The sequence below is a fragment of the Streptomyces sp. MBT65 genome (genome assembly GCF_016612545.1).
Taxonomy (GTDB): Bacteria; Actinomycetota; Actinomycetes; order Streptomycetales; family Streptomycetaceae; genus Streptomyces.
Genome location: NZ_JAENRY010000182.1, coordinates 1 through 16,747 on the forward strand (window position 1 = coordinate 1; position 16,747 = coordinate 16,747).

The 16,747-nt window shown below is 65.8% G+C and carries 12 protein-coding genes and 3 pseudogenes; 11 read left to right on the forward strand and 4 right to left on the reverse strand.

The features are described 5' to 3' along the window. The 3 genes and pseudogenes from JHN63_RS33060 to JHN63_RS33070 form a co-directional block, all read left to right on the forward strand. Window positions 1-838, forward strand: a pseudogene (locus JHN63_RS33060) (DUF6457 domain-containing protein); the annotation flags it as partial. Then, window positions 835-2,217 (forward strand): molybdopterin molybdotransferase MoeA, encoded by a 1,383-nt coding sequence (locus JHN63_RS33065; protein WP_200687647.1) that lies wholly within the window; start codon window positions 835-837, stop codon window positions 2,215-2,217. The pseudogene JHN63_RS33060 and the gene JHN63_RS33065, both read left to right, overlap by 4 nt. Next, a pseudogene (locus tag JHN63_RS33070) lies at window positions 2,214-2,624 on the forward strand (potassium channel family protein); the annotation flags it as partial. The gene JHN63_RS33065 and the pseudogene JHN63_RS33070, both read left to right, overlap by 4 nt. Window positions 2,625-2,673: 49 nt before the next feature. On the opposite strand, the gene JHN63_RS33075 reads toward JHN63_RS33070, so the two are convergent. Next, window positions 2,674-3,783, reverse strand: a complete 1,110-nt coding sequence (locus tag JHN63_RS33075; protein ID WP_200687664.1) for a TrkA family potassium uptake protein — start codon at window positions 3,781-3,783, stop codon at window positions 2,674-2,676. 266 nt (window positions 3,784-4,049) lie between these two features. On the opposite strand from JHN63_RS33075, the gene JHN63_RS33080 reads away from it, so the two are divergent. Further along, window positions 4,050-6,332, forward strand: a complete 2,283-nt coding sequence (locus JHN63_RS33080; RefSeq protein WP_200687649.1) for an NACHT domain-containing NTPase — start codon at window positions 4,050-4,052, stop codon at window positions 6,330-6,332. A gap of 550 nt (window positions 6,333-6,882) precedes the next feature. Here JHN63_RS33080 and JHN63_RS33085 read toward each other — a convergent pair. Beyond that, the gene (locus tag JHN63_RS33085) at window positions 6,883-8,190 is read right to left on the reverse strand and encodes a tetratricopeptide repeat protein (RefSeq protein ID WP_234478072.1); all 1,308 of its coding nucleotides are present in this window, start codon (window positions 8,188-8,190) and stop codon (window positions 6,883-6,885) included. A 233-nt stretch (window positions 8,191-8,423) separates the two neighbouring features. Between JHN63_RS33085 and JHN63_RS33090 the strand changes: the two genes are divergently transcribed. Both JHN63_RS33090 and JHN63_RS33095 read left to right on the forward strand, forming a co-directional pair. Next, window positions 8,424-8,993 (forward strand): ATP-binding protein, encoded by a 570-nt coding sequence (locus JHN63_RS33090; protein WP_200687653.1) that lies wholly within the window; start codon window positions 8,424-8,426, stop codon window positions 8,991-8,993. 318 nt (window positions 8,994-9,311) lie between these two features. Continuing rightward, a complete protein-coding gene (locus tag JHN63_RS33095) occupies window positions 9,312-9,611 on the forward strand; it encodes a hypothetical protein (RefSeq protein WP_200687655.1) in 300 nt (99 codons plus the stop codon). 410 nt (window positions 9,612-10,021) lie between these two features. On the opposite strand, the gene JHN63_RS33100 is transcribed toward JHN63_RS33095, so the two are convergent. Then, window positions 10,022-10,801 carry a GntR family transcriptional regulator gene (locus JHN63_RS33100; protein WP_200687657.1) on the reverse strand — a complete coding sequence of 260 codons (780 nt, stop codon included), beginning with the start codon at window positions 10,799-10,801 and terminating at the stop codon, window positions 10,022-10,024. Between the two features lie 165 nt (window positions 10,802-10,966). Here JHN63_RS33100 and JHN63_RS33105 point away from each other — a divergent pair, with 165 nt between their 5' ends. From JHN63_RS33105 to JHN63_RS33120, 4 genes are all read left to right on the forward strand, one after another. After that, entirely contained in the window at window positions 10,967-11,317 is a 351-nt protein-coding gene (locus JHN63_RS33105; protein ID WP_200687659.1) for a hypothetical protein, read from the forward strand. Continuing rightward, window positions 11,317-12,618 carry an FtsK/SpoIIIE domain-containing protein gene (locus JHN63_RS33110; RefSeq protein WP_200687666.1) on the forward strand — a complete coding sequence of 434 codons (1,302 nt, stop codon included), beginning with the start codon at window positions 11,317-11,319 and terminating at the stop codon, window positions 12,616-12,618. Before JHN63_RS33105 ends, JHN63_RS33110 begins: the two co-directional genes overlap by 1 nt. A gap of 8 nt (window positions 12,619-12,626) precedes the next feature. Continuing rightward, window positions 12,627-12,824: a hypothetical protein gene (locus JHN63_RS33115; RefSeq protein ID WP_200687668.1), complete on the forward strand. Its 198-nt coding sequence runs from the start codon at window positions 12,627-12,629 to the stop codon at window positions 12,822-12,824. 295 nt (window positions 12,825-13,119) lie between these two features. After that, on the forward strand, window positions 13,120-14,481 hold the full coding sequence (locus JHN63_RS33120; RefSeq protein WP_200687670.1) for a replication initiator: 1,362 nt from the start codon (window positions 13,120-13,122) through the stop codon (window positions 14,479-14,481). A 147-nt stretch (window positions 14,482-14,628) separates the two neighbouring features. Here the strand turns inward: JHN63_RS33120 and JHN63_RS33125 are convergent, their stop codons facing one another. After that, window positions 14,629-16,302 carry a recombinase family protein gene (locus JHN63_RS33125; protein ID WP_200687662.1) on the reverse strand — a complete coding sequence of 558 codons (1,674 nt, stop codon included), beginning with the start codon at window positions 16,300-16,302 and terminating at the stop codon, window positions 14,629-14,631. A 21-nt stretch (window positions 16,303-16,323) separates the two neighbouring features. Here JHN63_RS33125 and JHN63_RS33130 point away from each other — a divergent pair. Beyond that, a pseudogene (locus JHN63_RS33130) lies at window positions 16,324-16,747 on the forward strand (NAD(P)-binding protein); the annotation flags it as partial.

Here is a 16,747-nt window from a genome sequence, read left to right on the forward strand (position 1 = left end):
CCGCGCTCGACGCCGGTCTGCGCCACACCACCGCCGACACCGTCGTGGTCCTCTCGGCCGACCTGCCGTTCCTCGAAGTGGCGACCGTACGGCGGCTGTTGACCGCGTTGTGGAGCAGCGGCGCCGAAGGGGCGCTGCTCACCGACGCGGACGGGCGCGACCAGCCGCTCGTGGCCGCGTACCGCGCGGCGGCGCTCCGCCGAGAGCTGACCGCGCTCACAAAAGAGCACGGCGGCCTCACCGGGCTGCCCCTGCGCAGGCTGACCGCCGCGCTCGAACTCACCCGCGTCCCCGACCCCGTCGCGTCCTTCGACTGCGACACCTGGGACGACCTCGTCACCGCCAGGGCACGCATCAGGGAGCATGGGCACGTGTTGGATGAATGGATTTCCGCAGTCAAGGACGAACTGGGCATCGACCTGGACGTCGACACCGGCATCCTGCTCGACCTCGCCCGCGACGCCGCCCACGGAGTGGCCAGGCNCCCGCCGCCCCGCTGACCACCTTCCTGGTCGGTTACGCGGCGGCGCAGGGCAAGGGCGGACCCGAGGCGGTTGCCGAGGCCGCCCGCAAGGCCGTCGCCCTCGCACTGCGCTGGGCGGACGAGGAGACCCCGGGGGCCTCGCCCGACGCGGCATCGGAAGCGGCCCCGGCGACGAAGCCCACCCCCGGCCCCGACTCGACGTCCGATCCCACGCCCGAGGTCGCCTCCGAGTCCGCGCCCGGCGCGAAGCCCGACGCCGACTCCGGGCACTCGACAAAGCCCGGCGCCGCGCCCGAGTCGAACACCGACGCCCCGGTCACCCCGTCCACCCCGCACCCGGACTCCACCGCATGACCGCGCGCGGCACGCACACGCACACCAGCGGGCACACCCAGGACGTCGAGGACCTCGACGTCGAGGAGGTCCTCGCCCTCGTGAACGCAGCCGGCAACGGCGACGCCGCCGAGCCTCCGCCCCCACCACAGGACACGCCCCGAACCCCTGGCGCACCCCGCACACCAGAGACCCGGCACCGAGCCACCCCCTGGCCCGAGGCCCGCGCGATCGCCGCCCGCGCCGCCCGTGCCGGTGGCCATCGTGCCCCCGTCTCCGTGCCCCTCGACTCCGCTCTCGGCCTGGTGCTGGCCGCGCCGCTCGTCGCACTGAGCGACCTGCCCTCGTTCGACACCTCCGCGATGGACGGCTGGGCGGTCGCAGGGCCCGGCCCCTGGGCCGTACGCGAGGACGGGGTGCTCGCCGGGCACGCCCAGCCCGAGCCGCTGAGCGACGGCGAGGCCGTACGGATCGCGACCGGCGCCCGGGTCCCCGCCGACGCCACCGCCGTCATCCGCAGCGAACACGGCCGTATCGACGACAAGGACCGCCTGCACGCGGCCCGGGACGTCGAACACGGCCAGGACATCCGCCCGCGCGGCCAGGAATGCCGCAGCGGCGACCATCTGCTGCCCGGCGGCACCCTGGTGACCCCGGCGGTGCTCGGTCTCGCCGCGGCCGCCGGCTACGACACGCTCACCGCCGTGCCCCGCCCCCGGGTCGAAGTCCTCGTCCTGGGCGACGAGTTGCTCACCGAGGGGCTGCCCCACGACGGGCTCATCCGGGACGCGCTCGGCCCGATGCTGCCGTCCTGGCTGCGCGCACTCGGCGCCGAGGTCATCGCCGTACGCCGACTCCGCGACGACGCGAAGACGCTGCACAAGGCCATCACGACCAGCACCGCCGACCTCGTCGTCACCACCGGTGGCACCGCCTCCGGACCGGTCGACCACGTCCACCCCACCCTGCGCGACATCGGCGCCGAACTCCTCGTGGACGGTGTGAAGGTACGCCCCGGCCACCCCATGCTGCTGGCCCGCATCAAGGACGACCAGCACCTCGTCGGCCTGCCCGGCAACCCCCTCGCAGCGATCTCCGGCCTGCTCACCCTCGCCGAACCGCTGCTGCGGACCCTGTCGGCCCACCCCGCCCCGGAGCCCTACGCGCTGCCCCTCCAGGACGCGGTGCACGGGCACCCGTACGACACCCGGCTCGTCCCCGCCGTACTGCGCGGCGACCGGGCCGTTCCGCTGCACTTCAACGGCCCGGCCATGCTGCGCGGGATCGCGGCGGCCGACGCGCTCGCGGTCGTACCACCCGGTGGTGCGCGCCAGGGGCAGCAGGCGGAACTCATCGATCTGCCCTGGGCGGCCGCCGGGATCGGGGTGTGTTTCACGTGAAACAATCGGGCCATGATGCGATCGCCCGCCAGGCGGACGAACATCTCGTGACCCATCGGGTGGAACTCCCGAGGAAAGTGGTCGAGCACCCCTTCCAGCAGGTCGCCAAACGGCTGTCCATCGCCCTGTGTCTGCTGGTCGCGACCGCGTTGATCGTCTACGCCGATCACGAGGGCTACAACGACAACTCGGACGGCTCGGTCGACTTCCTCGACGCCCTCTACTACGCCACGGTCACCCTCTCGACCACCGGCTACGGCGACATCACCCCGGTCAGCGACGGCGCCCGGCTCACCAACATCCTCGTCGTCACACCGCTGCGCGTGCTGTTCCTGATCGTCCTGGTCGGCACCACCCTCGAAGTCCTCACCGAACGCACACGGGAGGAATGGCGCCTCAACCGCTGGAGTCAACGGTTTGGTGGATGTGCCACTACCCTCCGGCGAGTTTTGCTAATCAGCTGTTGGGTGCAGACCGCTCGACTGTGATCAAGCGGTCTCCGGCCTTGAGGATTTGTGCCTCTGGCTCGGAGTAGGCCAGAACCTCTTTGAGGCGGACGACGGCCACGACCAAGTCCTTGCTCTCACGCGGCGAACGTCCTACCTCATCTTCGGATGCGGGGCGTTCGATGAGATCAAGTCCAGAGCCGTAGGTCATGAGTTCTTCCAGGGTGTTGGCTGAGTGCGGGCTGGCCGTAGCCACACCGAGCAACCGGCCGGCGGCGCTGGAGCTAGTGATAACCGTGTCGGCGCCGCTCTGCTTCAGCAGCGGTACGTTCTCGTCCTCGCGGACTGCGACGGCGATGGATGCACGTCTGTTGAGCTGGCGTGTTGTGAGAGTGACCAGGGCGGCGGTGTCGTCACGCTGGGGAGCGATGATGACTCGGGCCGCGTTCTGCGTCTCGGCCTTCCGCAACGTGTCGGCGCGGGTCGCGTCTCCGCACACGGACACGAGTCCGTCACTGTTGGCGGCGTCCACGGCCTTCCTCATCGGGTCCACGACGATGATCTGTTCTTTGGGCACACCCTGGCCCAAGAGCGATTGAACAGCGTGGCGTCCCTTGGTGCCGTAGCCGACAACGACGACGTGATCTCGGATACGGGAGCGCCAACGATGCACACGAACGTGCTGCCGGGTGCGTTCGGTGAGCACTTCGAGCGTGGTGCCGACCAAGATGATCAGGAAGACCACTCGCAGCGGTGTGATGACGAGGATGTTGGTGAGCCGGGCGGGGTCGCTGACCGGGGTGATGTCGCCGTAGCCGGTAGTGGAAAGGGTGACGGTGGCGTAGTACGCCGAGTCGAGGAGGTCAACCGAGCCGTCGGAGTTGTCGTTGTAGCCGTCGCGGTCGACATAGACGATCAACGTGGTTACGGCGAGTACTAGGAGCCCCAAAGCTAGGCGCCGCAGCACTTGTTGAAGTGGGGGCACGGCGCTCTGCGCCGGCATCGTGATGGAGCGCCCTGCTTCGGCGTCGTCTCGGGCCTCGGCATGCGAGCGGTACCAGAGGGACCGAAGGATGGAGAACTTCCCGTTCTTGAGCGATGGTCGCTCGTCGTTCCTCATCGCGTGCCCCCTGCGCTGGTGATCCAGGTAGTAAGCATCATGATCCCTGATGTCGTGAAACCTGTCATGGACCGCGTCCTCAAGGGGCATCATGCTTCGTCTGTAGGGAAGTTACGGAAGGGATCCGCAACTTCGGGTTCTGGCAAGAGACTTGAGGCTATTCTTTGTGTAGCCAGGCGCAGAGTCCGCCCCTATAGCTGAATAGTTCGAATACTCCGACGAAGATAGATATATCGCGAGTATTTAACTCACCTGAAGGGATAAAAGTGTACGAGGACGAGACAGGGCCACAGTTTGAGAAAAGAGCGTTGGCTGCTGCCAAGGCAATCCACAACCCGCTGGGAACACAAGGCCCGGTTATGCATCGAGGTCGAGAAATTGACGCGGCTTTTGAAATGGATGACGCTATCCATGTGTACGAGTTCACAGTCAGGCGAGACAAGGCTAAGGCAATCCAAGATGCTTCAAAGATCAGGGAGTTGCTCATCGACCTGCACAGGAAGCCTGAAAATGCTTACAAGAGTGTCACGGGTTGGGTTGTCACGCGAGACGAACCGACGGCTGAGCAGAGAGGTGCTGTAAGAAAAGAAGCAGAGATTGCAAAGTTCCCAATCCATGCCATCAGCATGGCCACGCTATCCCGTCGGCTCTGTGATTCGGAGAGCTATATTCAATGCAGAGATAGAGCACCTTTTGGGAGCATCGCCTACGTCACTAATTCTTCTCGGTCGTCGGTGAATGTGGAGACGATTTTCTCTGACATTGACGGCAAAGAGGAAAGTGTTAAAGGTATCACTAAGAGTCTTTCGGGCGGGAATCGTCATCTCATCATCGGAGATTTCGGTGTAGGTAAGAGTCACGCTCTAAGGCAAATCTACATGGAAATGCGGAAGGCGCACTTCAAATCCGATAAATTGACGCCATTCCCCGTTCATGTTAATTTGCGCGACTGTGCTGGGCTTAAGACGCCTGCTGAAATCCTACGCAGGCACTCGGAAGAAGTGGGCTTCAGTAACGATCGCGCACTCACATCCGCCTGGCGAGCTGGCGCTTGCGTGCTGCTTCTTGACGGCTTTGATGAGATTGTTCCGACGAGATGGATGGGAAGTGCGGCCGACGTCAAGCAGGTGCGCTTTCAGGCGCTTTCCGGGATCCGAAGATTGATCGAAGAAGCTCCGGAAGAAACCGGAATTGCAGTGTGTGGTCGGGCCCATTTCTTTTCATCGGCTCAAGAGATGATCAGCGTTCTTGGCCTAAGTGAAGAATGTTCCTTGCAAACTATTCATGATTTCACAAACGAACAGGTGGTCAATTATCTGAAGAAGTCGGGAATCAACTGGAGCGTTCCAGAATGGCTCCCGACGCGACCGCTTCTGATCGGCTATCTGTTGGCCGATGGGGCTATGTATGACGTCGAATCGGACTCGCTAGTAGATCAGGCCGCCGCGTGGCGGAATTTGTTTGGGATGATCTGCAAGCGCGAAGCCAAAATGTTCTCGGCGGTTCGGCCGGAGAAAATTAAGCAGCTTGTTTCCAGGGTTGCAACGCTTGCGCGTTCCACTGGCGACGAGACCGGTCCTGTGGATATGAAAATCCTGAGCCAAGCGTTCCGTGAAGTCAACGGAGTGGAAGCTGACGAAGAGGGAATCCAGCTTCTTCTACGTTTGCCTGGTCTGGCAAATCCCTCTGCGGCTAACCTGGATCTGAACAAGGAGCAGCGAGTATTCGTAGATAAGGATTTGGCGGATACCGCATACGGCGAAGATCTTGCTTCATATTTGGCACAGCCCCACGAAGGGCATACGCTAGCCCAGAACGCATCTTGGGTTGTTTCGTCCAGCGAACTGGGAGTGGGGGTTGCGGCTCAATCTCTCGAACTGCGGGACGTCTCAGCCGGTACCGTACTTGCGGCTGCGAAGCGCCGACAGGATAAGCATCAGTATGATGCGGTGTTGACGGATGCATTGCGTGTTGCTGATTATCTGGCACCAGAGAAAGTACGCCAAAGTTTCATTGTTGAGGGAGTTATGATTGAATCTCTCACCCCGTCGGACAGCAACACGGTTTTGTCGAAAATCAACTTCCATGATTCCGTGATTCATCGCCTAGATATTTCCTCGCTTGAGTCCGAAGAGGCTTGCCCAGTCTTTAGGTCCTGCCTGATCGGGCTGCTTGATGGGGCAGCGGGTGTCCCGGTGGCACTCGCAGAAAAATTCATCGATTGCGAGTTCGAGAGTTTTTCATCACTATCTCAAACGACCGTCGGTATCATGCAATTGAAACTGTCTGACGACGCGAAGATTGCCCTGACGGTCCTGAAAAAGATTTACTCACAAAGAGGCTCAGGACGTAAGGAAAGCGGGCTTTCCAGGGGGCTGGATCCAGCAATTAGAGGCCGCGTCCCTGCTGTCCTGACTGCTTTGCAGTCACAAGGATGGATTCACCGTATTGTTTCCGGGCGTGAACCCATTTATGTGGGGGTCAAGGAAAAGCGGGCGTATGCATTGAGAATCCTTGAAGAGCCAAATCGCTTCAATTTTGAGGCCTAAGGGTGAAACCTCGGGGTTTCCTATGTGGCCCCCCTGCCCTACCAATCTTCTCATCGCCGAGTTGGGTGCCGTCGTAGTCGCAAAGCAGGTGGAGTTTCGCTAACAGTCTTCTTCCGGCCGACTGGCGGAAGGGCTGGTATCGGATCCCGCTCTTTCGCGCGTGCATGGGATCCGTCCACGAACATGCGGGAATAATTCCCCAGTCGCGCGATGAGTTGGGCGAGCGGGAGGGGTTCAGTTGGGCGAATCCCCTGTCCTGCTGTCACCGAACCGGGCGCTGCCGGCAGGTGTGTTCGGGGCCGAACTACATTTCCAGTGTCGAGATGCGGGGTATATGCGACCTGGAGGGAGATTGCGCGGTGACTGTACCTTTTTCAAGGAGCAGTCACCGACAGCGGATGCGTGCCCGGGGTAATACCCGCGCGTGTACAGTCATGCTCTCGCCTTTCTAGAGAGGCGAGAGCAGAGGGAGAGTGTCCGGCTGCCGAAAGTGGGATCGCGATTCCCAGTCAATGATTGAGCGCTCTTGTGGTCTAGGGTCGTTCGGCCCTCAGAACGGCAGCTCTGGCGAGGCGGCGCCTTGTTTGATGGTCAAGATTCGCTCGTGGAAGTCGCGTGAGGCGGGTTCGCGTGGATATCGGGAGCGTAGTTCCTTGTCCAGCTCGTCGGCGACTAAAAGCAGGGATGGGAGCGACTTCCGGTCCGCTTCGAGTGCGGTGGTGCCCATGCCGATTGCTTCCTCGATGTCGCCGGTTCGGGCAGCGGCCACCCCGAGTGTGAGGCGGGCCTCGGCGGCGCGCATGGGTGAGATCTCGGTGCCGTCGGGGCCAGTGCTGATGCGGATCACGGATCGCGCGTGGGCGGCAGCGCGTTCGTCGTCTCCGAGGAGGCGGTAGGCGTCCATTTCGTAGAAGTCCCACTTGTCCGGGTCGATTATGAAGTGGTGTTCGGGGTGGTCTGGGCGTGGGAGGCGGTCAAGGCGGGCTCGGCCGGCGTCCAGGGAGTCGCGGACCAGGCGGGCGTCACCCATGCGGGCGGCGGCTCGTGCTTTGTGGGCGTAGAGCTGGACGCCGACGGAGTGGGTCTGGTCGGCGACGTGTCCGGCTTCGACGGCGTTGAGCATGTCCTGCCATCGGCTCTGGGTGAGGGCGAACCAGGCCTCGATCTCCCATGCCCAGGCCATGATCTCGCCGTGACCGGCCTCCTGGCCGATGCGGAGGGCGGCGGCCTTGCTGAGGTTGGCGGCTTCGCGTTGTCCTCGGTCGTACTGGACGCAGGCGTTGAGGAGGAAGAGCCATCCGGTGTCGACGAGTAGTTCCCGGTGCTGGCTGAGCGTCATCCGGCCTTCGAGCTGCTTGGTGACGTATTGCAGGCCGTTGCGGGTGCGCTCGTGCAGGTAGTCGGCATCGGCGTACGGGTAGGCGCGGGCCAGTTGGTCGATGCCGCCTTCGATCGACTCCAGGGCGGCACTGTTGATGCTGGACATCTCCGTGCGGCGGAGCAACTCGGCTACATCCCACAGTCCGGCGCCACCCTGTGCGATCAGGGCGCTCGGGTCGTCGAGTCGGGAGGGTGTGGCTGGTCTTTCCAGTTCCCACGGACGTGGGGCGAGTCCTGCGAGCTGGCCTGGGATGCGTAGGCCGTCGACGACTTCGAGGATCTTGTGGAACTGGGTGATCCGTGGGCGGGCGCCTGTGCCGTCGGTCTCGGGGCGGGCCATCTTGCCGATGTGTTCGCGCTTGTAGCCGACGGCCTCGGAGATCTTGGCGTAGCTGATGTTTCCGTGGATCTTGGCGAGTCTGAAGACTTCGCCGAAGTCGTGGTTGGCGACAGCCGAGCGCACGTCCGCGCGTTCCAAGACGTGTGGCGGTAGGGCTGCCGGTGTCGGTGCAGCTTCGGTCATCTCACTTCCCCATTGTGATCGACCTGACGGTGTTTGGCGTTTCTGTCTGCTGTGCCGCGTCCGTCTCGCGAGTGTACCCACGAGGGGGGTCCCCAAGAGGGGGGAGCGACAGGCGGTGAGAGAGGTGCACTCTCGGGTCACCCTGCCGGGAGGGACTCGGCGGCCGTGAGCTGAGACGGGGGCGTGTCATGGACGCTGCGAGGAAAGCGCGCCGGCATGCGTACGTGGCCGAGGAACTGAACGCGATGGCTCATTGGTACACGCGGCCTGATCCTTCCTTCGGCGGGCACTTCCTGACGCTGTCGCTCCTCGCCGAGTTCAGCGACACCGGGCGCATCGCGCGTGACCAGACGGTCGTGTTCCTACGGAGCGTGGGCGCCGATGCCGTCGTGGCCGATGCGCAGTTGGCCGTGTCGGAGCTGGTCGGAAACGTGGTCAATCACGTGGTGCCGGATCGCTGCCTTGCCCGCCCTGGCGCGAGCCGCCGTATCGACGTGATCTTCAAGATGTGGCCGAAGTGGCTGTTCATCGGGGTCGCGGATGAGGACTCGACACCCCCGGTGCTTCCCCTGGGCGACTCGTTCTTGCCCGGGCTGGCAGGGGAGTTGTCGGAAGCGGTCTTACCTGACTGCGGGCGTGGGCTGCTGATTCTTCAGCGACTGGCTGCGGCGGTCTGGTGGACGCCGGAGGACAAGGGCGGCAAGACCGTGTGGTGCCGATTCGACCTCGGCGGCGGAGACGGCGGCCAACCGTCCTGATGATCTTCGGCTGACGCTACGCGTTTCGCTCCCTCGGGAGTGAGCGGCAGCCGGGGGCTGGAGGGCGATCCCTCCGGCGAACGGGGCGCGTCTCCTGGAGCTCCGCCGGGTTCCCCACTCGGTGCCAGGAGGCCTGCTTCACAACCGAAAACGGAGACCGGGTCACCCCCTTAGCCCTGGAAAAGCGGAGGGTGACCCGGTTGGGGAACGCGAAGATCCCCGGTGCCTGATGGTACCGGGGCCGTTGTGCTGTGCATCTGCCTTGGACCAAAAGAGAGTTGACGATCCGTTACCTAGATCAGGGCAGAGGTGGGCAAGGTGTCTGGCGCGGGAGAGAACTGGCTGAGCGACGGGCTCGGCGACGTTACGGGGGCGGGCTTCGGGCTGTGGGTGTCGGGTGTCGACTACATCGCGGGTTGGCGTGAAGCGCGGGAGTCCGCTGATCAGTTGAACCGGGCGTTCCTCGGTGTCGGGTTCGAGCTGTCCGAGTTACGGGCCGTCGCCTCGGCGAACGAGGAGGGGCGCGGTGTCGTGCGGGTGGCGGGTTGGCCTGGCGCGGTGAATCGGCTCGCCGGCCTCCTGGAGGCGCTCGCGGACGACAACGGCGGCGCACGATGAGGCGGGTTTCCGCTGGTGAGCGCGGTACGTGGGCATGTCGCCGGGTGTTGAGACTTTGGGCGGTAGCTGCCATGGGGCGAGTGAACAGGGGGCCTTACGCTCGCCGGCGGATCGGGCAGTCTCTTGGAGCCTGCCCGCGTTTAGCCCGATCGGCCCCCTGTTCTTCGAGGCTCGCCCCATGGGAGCTGCCTAAAGTCTCGGCACCCGGCGACCCCCAGCCCCCAACACCCCAGCCAGCTATGGCCGTTCGACACGTTGCTTCCTGCGGTGTGCTGCGGTGCGGGGCGTCGGGCGACCGGACGGGACCGGCGGCCACGCCGCACGCCCGGCCGGGGCGGCCGGGCGCCCCGGCGCGCCGCAGGCGCGCCCTTGAGGAAGTGAAGACTGTTTCGACCGATGCCCGTCTGAGGTCAGGTGCGGTTGCGTCGGGTGGGCTGTTTGTCGGCGTTGATCCGGTAGGCGAGTTCGGCACGGTCCGCACCCACGCGCAGCTCTTCGAGGATCAGCGGGCGGTCGTCGGTGCCGTGCGCGGTGCGGGTCACGTGCAGGATCGGCGTCGCGTCCGGGAGCTGGAGCGTGGTGCGCTCGTCGGGCAGCGGCATGTGCGCGCGGACGGTCTCGGTCCAGGTCAGTTTGTGGCCGGCCTGGGTGAGCACCCAGTAGATCGCTGCCGGGGGCTTGCAGGGTTCCTTGCCGAGCAGCGGTACGGCCTCGGCGACCTCGAACGGGATCAGCGTGCGGTGCATGGCGCGCGTTCCAGTGGCGGGGTCGGTGAGCAGCCGGTCACAGCCGAACAGAGCCTCCTCCTGGCCGAGTTGGAGGAGACGGCCGGTGTCCTTGGTGGTGTGGGTGCGGTAGGTGTGCGGCCGTTCGGCCTCCTGCCAAGTGTCGCCGTTGGGCATGACGAACTTGCCTTCGCTGCTGTGGGTGATGCGGCGTTCGAGGGTGAGTGCGGGCTGGCCGTCGGTCCGGACGAAGCTGCCCTTGCCGTGCCGGACATCGATCAGGCCTTCCGCGCGCAGGGCGGCGATGGCGTTGCGGACGGTGGGGCGGGAGACGCCGTAGCGGGTCATGAGCTGGGCCTCGGACGGCAGCATCGCATCCGGGGCGAACTCGCCGGACAGGATGGCTTCGCGGATGGCTGCGGCCACCTGCTGGTAGAGGGCTCCGGGGCGCTGGATCTCCGACATGGCGGCATCTCCGGGTCGAGGTCGTAGTCACGTCGCACGCGCGACATCACTCGTCAGCATAAGTACTTGCGCACTCGCCGTACAGAGCCTCATAGTCGTAACTCGTAAGGACAAGTGACGTCTGAATATGTCAGGCGTCCCGACTGGCCAAGGAGGCCACACAACATGCAGTCCATTCCCGTGGACACGGCGCGACTGGGCGTACTGCGGTGCGCCATCGCCCCGGAAACGAAGATCAGCAACTTCGACACACAAGAGATCAAGAAGGACCGGGACGGCAACCCCGTCTACACCGTCGCCGTCACCGTCCGCCAGGACGGACGCCGCATCTCCGTCATCGAGATCGCGGTGAGCGGCGAACCGAAGGGCATCCAGGAAGGACAGATTGTCAAGGTCACCGGGCTGACCGCGTTCATGTGGTCGATGGGCGACCGGCACGGCGTCAGCTTCCGCGCCGACGCCATCACCCCCGTGCACGGCACCCCGGCGGCGCACGCCAAGGGCGGTGACGCGTGATGGGACCGATCCTGCTCGCCTTCGCCCTGGCCGTGCTTGCCTGGCTGCTCGTCGTCGGCGACCTGGTACGTCGGCACCGCCCGGCCTGGCACTGGTACCTCGCCGGGTATCCGGTGACCGCGTGGCGGGTGCTGTTCACCTGGCGCCGGGTCGCCCTGCTCAACGACCTGTCCGTGTCCAAGCTCCCGGCCCGCACACTGGTCGGGCACCTGATCGTCAAGGGCGACCCCGTGCGGCCGGTAGCACCCCGCACCTCGTTCCCGCGGGCTACCCGCATGGGGCTGACCGTGACCGTGCGGCTGCACGCGGGACAGACCCCGATGACGTACATGAAGGCGGCCGAAGCACTCGTTCACGCGTGGAGAGTCCACGCAGTGCGGATCACCTCACCGGAACGCGGTGTGGTCCTGCTGACTGCCATGGCCAGCGATCCGCTTCAACGGCCCGGCTTAGCCACCGCTCCGGCCGAGCTGCTGTCCGCGCTCATCGGCGCGCTGGAGTCCGGCGGCGCCTGGGTAATGAACCTGCGCCTGGTCCCGCACTGGCTGATCACCGGGGCCACCCGCTCGGGCAAGTCCACCCTGCTGGCCCGGCTCATCACCCAACTCGCCACACAGCCGGTTGCCTTGGTCGGCATCGACTGCAAGGGCGGCATGGAACTCGGCCTGTTCGCCCGGCGGTTGAGCGCGCTGGCGACCTGCCGACGCGAAGCGGTCGCGGTGCTTTCCGCGCTCGTGGTCGACATGCAGGACCGGATGAGTGCCTGCCGTGCGGCGGGTGTCCGCTCGATCTGGGAACTGCCCGACAAACTGCGGCCGATACCGGTCGTGGTGATCGTCGACGAGATCGCGGAACTGTACCTCTCCGACGGGACCCGTGAGAGCAAGGCAGAGGCGGAGCAGTGCTCCACGCTCCTGCTGCGCCTGGGGCAGCTCGGTGCCGCGCTCGGACTTCACCTGATCGTCGCCGGCCAGCGCGTCGGCTCCGACCTCGGCCCCGGCGTCACCGCCTTGCGCGCCCAACTCGGCGGCCGGATCTGTCACCGCGTCAACGACCCCGGCACAGCCGAAATGACCCTCGGCGACCTCAACAAAGACGCCGTCGCCATCGCCCAGACCATCACAGCGGAGGAACGCGGCGTAGCCGTGTGCACGGGCCCGGACGGCGGATGGAGCCGAGCCCGCTCGCACCTGACATCGACGCAAGAGGCCGTGTCGACGGCCCGCAAGCACTCCGGCCTGACCCCGCACCTGCCCGCCCTGGACCGCGCACTTGCGGCGCTGGAAGGAGACGTCAAGTGACCGGAGATGTGATCAGTGAGGGTACGGCGTTCACGTTCGCGGTGATCTTCGGGATCATCACTGTCCTCCTCGTCCGCTCCCGCGACATCCGCGCCTGGGAAGCGGTCTGCGTCGGCCTCTTCGGCGTCTACCTCGGCCAGACCCCCGTGGTCTTCACCATCCACGGCCTCGTCATCTGGTTCATCAGCGGCTTCTCCCACACCTGAGCAGAAGGGACCCACCGCCATGCCCATGTCTCGCGTGAGGTGCCCGTTCTGCAAGGGCGACGGCGCCCGCAGGACCTGGACCGGACGGCTGCGCCGCTGCCGCGTCTGCCGGGGCACCGGAACCATCCGCTGACCCACCCGCACCACCACCCCAGAAGGACGTGATCCCCATGACCCACTGCGCGCCACCACCCACCCACCGTGCCGCTACGGCGGCCCACCCCGGAAGGTCACCACCATCACCCCGGAGTACACCCCGGCTGACAGGCGCGCCGTCCTCGACCGCGCGGCGCGCCTGCGCCAACTCCCCGAAACAGACCGCGACGCACTCCGCATCGCCCAAGACCCCCAATTCCCGCGCTGGCTTGAGCAGATCACCGCAACCGGCGGCTGTACCCACCCCGTCCACCTCTCCGGCTCAACGACGACCCTGGACGGCACGACCGGCGAGATCCTGCACCACTACGACACCCGCACCGAACCCGGCGAACGCCTCCTCGTCCGCTGCCGCAACAGACGCGCAACCGTCTGCGCCCCCTGCTCCCGCCTCCACGCAGGCGACACCTTCCACCTCGTCCGCGCGGGCCTGCTCGGCGGCAAGAACATCCCTGCCACGGTCCGCAACCGGCCCCGCCTCTTCGTCACCCTCACCGCCCCGTCATTCGGCCCGGTCCACCGCGCCGGGGACCGATGTCGCCCCCGCCGTGACGGCGGAACCTGCGAACACGGGCACCGTCTCGGCTGCGCCACCGTCCACACCCCGAACGATCTGCTCGTGGGCCAACCCCTCTGCGCCGACTGCTACGACTACCCCGCCCACGTGCTGTGGCACGCGCACGCCTCCAAGCTGTGGGACCGGTTCGCCATCGACGTCCGGCGTCGCCTGGCCTCCTCGGCCGGCCTTGTACAGTCCCACTTCGCCGATCACGCCCGGCTGTCCTTCGCCCGAGTCGCCGAGTACCAGAAACGGGCGGCCGTCCACGTCCACGCAGTCGTCCGCCTCGACGGCCCGGCGGGACCAGACGACGAACCCCCGGTCTGGGGCACAACCAACCAACTGATCGACGCTGTGCACGCCTCGGCCCGGCGGGTCTTGGTCCGTACCCCCTACAGCCCGGCCGTGGGTGAACTCGCCCTGCGCTGGGGCGTCCAGATCGACGCCCGTCCGTTGCACTCCGACGGAGACGGGCCCGACGATGACGCCGTGGCCGCGTACGTGGCGAAGTACGTCACCAAAGGCGCCAGCGAAACCGGCGCCGGCATCGACCACAGGGTCACCACTTGGGATGACCTGGCCACTGCCCTCGTCAGCGAACACGTCCGCACCCTCATGCACACCTGCTGGCGCCTCGGCGATCTACCCGAGTACGAGACCCTCCGCCTCCGGGCCTGGACACACACCCTCGGCTACCGGGGCCACATCCTCACCAAGTCCCGTGCCTACTCCACGACATACGCAGCACTGCGCGCCGAACGCGCCCACCACGTAGGCCACACCGACCTCCCCGGCACGGCCATCGATCGGAACTGGCGCTACGTCGGCTCCGGCCACACTCCCGGCGCCGCTCTCATCGCTGCCGGAATCGCGGAGGACACCGCACGCAACCGAGAGGTCGCCGCTGACGAGAGATTGAGTCGTGACGGGAGCTTCGTTTGAAGCTGCCTTTGGAGGGTGATGACGACTGGGCTTGGGCTCGGGAGCAGGCGCGAAAGGCTCCTGCCTGGTCCGACGACGATTGGCGACGGGTGAACACGATCCTCGGCTTGCCCGTCGCCTCCCATCCTGCTCAGCCTTCCCCGAAGGTCACACCAAGTTGTTCCCCGGTTCCGTCTGCTGTCCCTTCGGTCGCCACACCGGAGTCAGACGCCCCCGCACGGGCCTCCCGCGTCCGACTGCGGGTCCGACGAGTACGGCAATCAGTAGGTCCTCGATGTAAGCGCGCTTCTCACTGAGTAGCAGGTCGCCCCAAGTCTCCGCGAGATCGACGGGCGTGCTCTGCGCAGAGTGCTTGTTACGCAGGACTCGGTTCCGTTCCGCCGTGAGTCGGCGTTTCTCGGCCTCATGTTCCGCGAGCTGACCGAAGTAGGTCTCAGCAGTGATGATCCGCGCTTTACGGGCCTGCTTCAGATCGTCGATGTCTTCGAGAACCCGCTTCAGCTCCTCTTCCTTCTCCCAAGTCGCCGGCTCCGGGTCATCCAGCCGTTCGGCGGCCTGCTCCTGGTGCTTCGCGATCACCATCATGGTGACGGCCTTGTCCGTCTCCGGGCCGTTGATCCGCGTGCCGCCGCACCCTGAAGGGACGCTGCCGCTGCTCGGGCACGCATAGTCGAAGTAACCCTCGGGCTTGTTGCGGCTCTTGTCGGCCTTCCTGCTTCGCAGCGGGGCGCCGCAACCCTCGCGACCGCACCGAAGGGTGCCGCGCAACAGGGACTTGCGCGTGTTGTGCCCCTGGCCTGGTTGGGGGTTGGACCCGAGTAGTTCCCTCAGGGCCTCCCACTCCTCGACGGAGACAACGGGCTCCCACTGCCCGATCACGGGTTTGCCCTTGTCGTCCAGGACGATTTCGACCCGTGTGTTCGCCGTCCCGGTCACCGGGTCGACGTCGATGACTTGGCGCGAGCGGTAACCACACAGGCGGGGATTGCGCATGATGGCCAAGAGCCCCGGGCGGGACCATGTGCGGCCTGTCGACGTGGTCACCCCGGCCTCGTCGACTTCGTTGATGACGGCGGAGATCGGCTTTCCTCCGAGCAGCCAATGCACCATCTGACGGAGCCACTTGGCCTCGTCCGGGTCCAGCGTGCGCTTGTCGGCCTTCCAACCGAACGGCCTTGTCCCGCCCGTGGGAATCCCGGCCTGTTGCAGCGCCTGGTGCTTCCGCGCGACCCGTCGTGCCGTGTCGGCGGACTGCTTGCTGTTGGTCGCCGTCACGATGCGCGCCACCGTCCGACCGTTGTCGGTCAGCAGATCGAGCGAGCCCGTGAAGTCGATGATCGGGCGCTTGAAGTTCTCGACGACCTCGATCGCGTCTTCGAGGTGCCGGTTGTCGCGGGTGAGGCGGTCGATGTCGTAGACGATCAGGCCGTCCAGTTGCTTGCCGTTCGGTGCGACGCCCCGCTTGAGGTCTTCCAACGCGCCCTCGAACACAGGGCGGATGACGCGGTACCCGATCTCTCCGTTCGGCAGTCGGACGCGCTTCCTCTTCCAGGCGCTCGTGTCCGGCTCTTCATACGTATATACGTATCGCCCGCCGCGCGACTCGACGAACGTCCGGTTGTCCTTCTCTTGCTCGTCGCGGCTCCTGATGTCCCGCCCAGTCATGGGCCGGAACGCGGGCTTGGTATCCGTGGTGCCGGTAACGTCGCTCTCAGCGGTGGCGGGACCCTCGTCGACCTCGAAGGACAGACGGACCAGGCCGGCCCAGTTCTGTCCCTCTAAGTCTCCCCAACGGGCGCGCTGCACAAGGTCGTTGTCCATGCCCTTAGGGTACTTTCGGGAAACCGCTGGAGGTCCACCTTGCGGGATCACACCGTCGTCGTCGGCTTCGGTACGAAGGGGCGGTCGGCGATCCAGACCGTGTGCGCGACGGGCCTGAAGAAGGAACAGGTCGTCGTGGTCGACCCCAGCGGGAAGGCGATCGAGGCGGCGAGCAGCGAGGGATACGTCGGGGTCGTCGGGGACGCCACCCGCAGCGAGGTCCTGAAGCGGGCCGAGGTGCAGAAGGCGCGGCAGATCATCATCGCGACGCAGCGCGACGACACGGCCGTGCTGGTGACCCTCACGGCCCGGCAGCTCAACCGCGGCGCGAAGATCGTGGCCGCCGTGCGCGAGGAGGAGAACGCGCCGCTGCTCAAGCAGTCCGGCGCCGACGCCGTCATCACCAGCGCCAGCGCGGCCGGCCGGCTGCTCGGCCTGTCCGTGC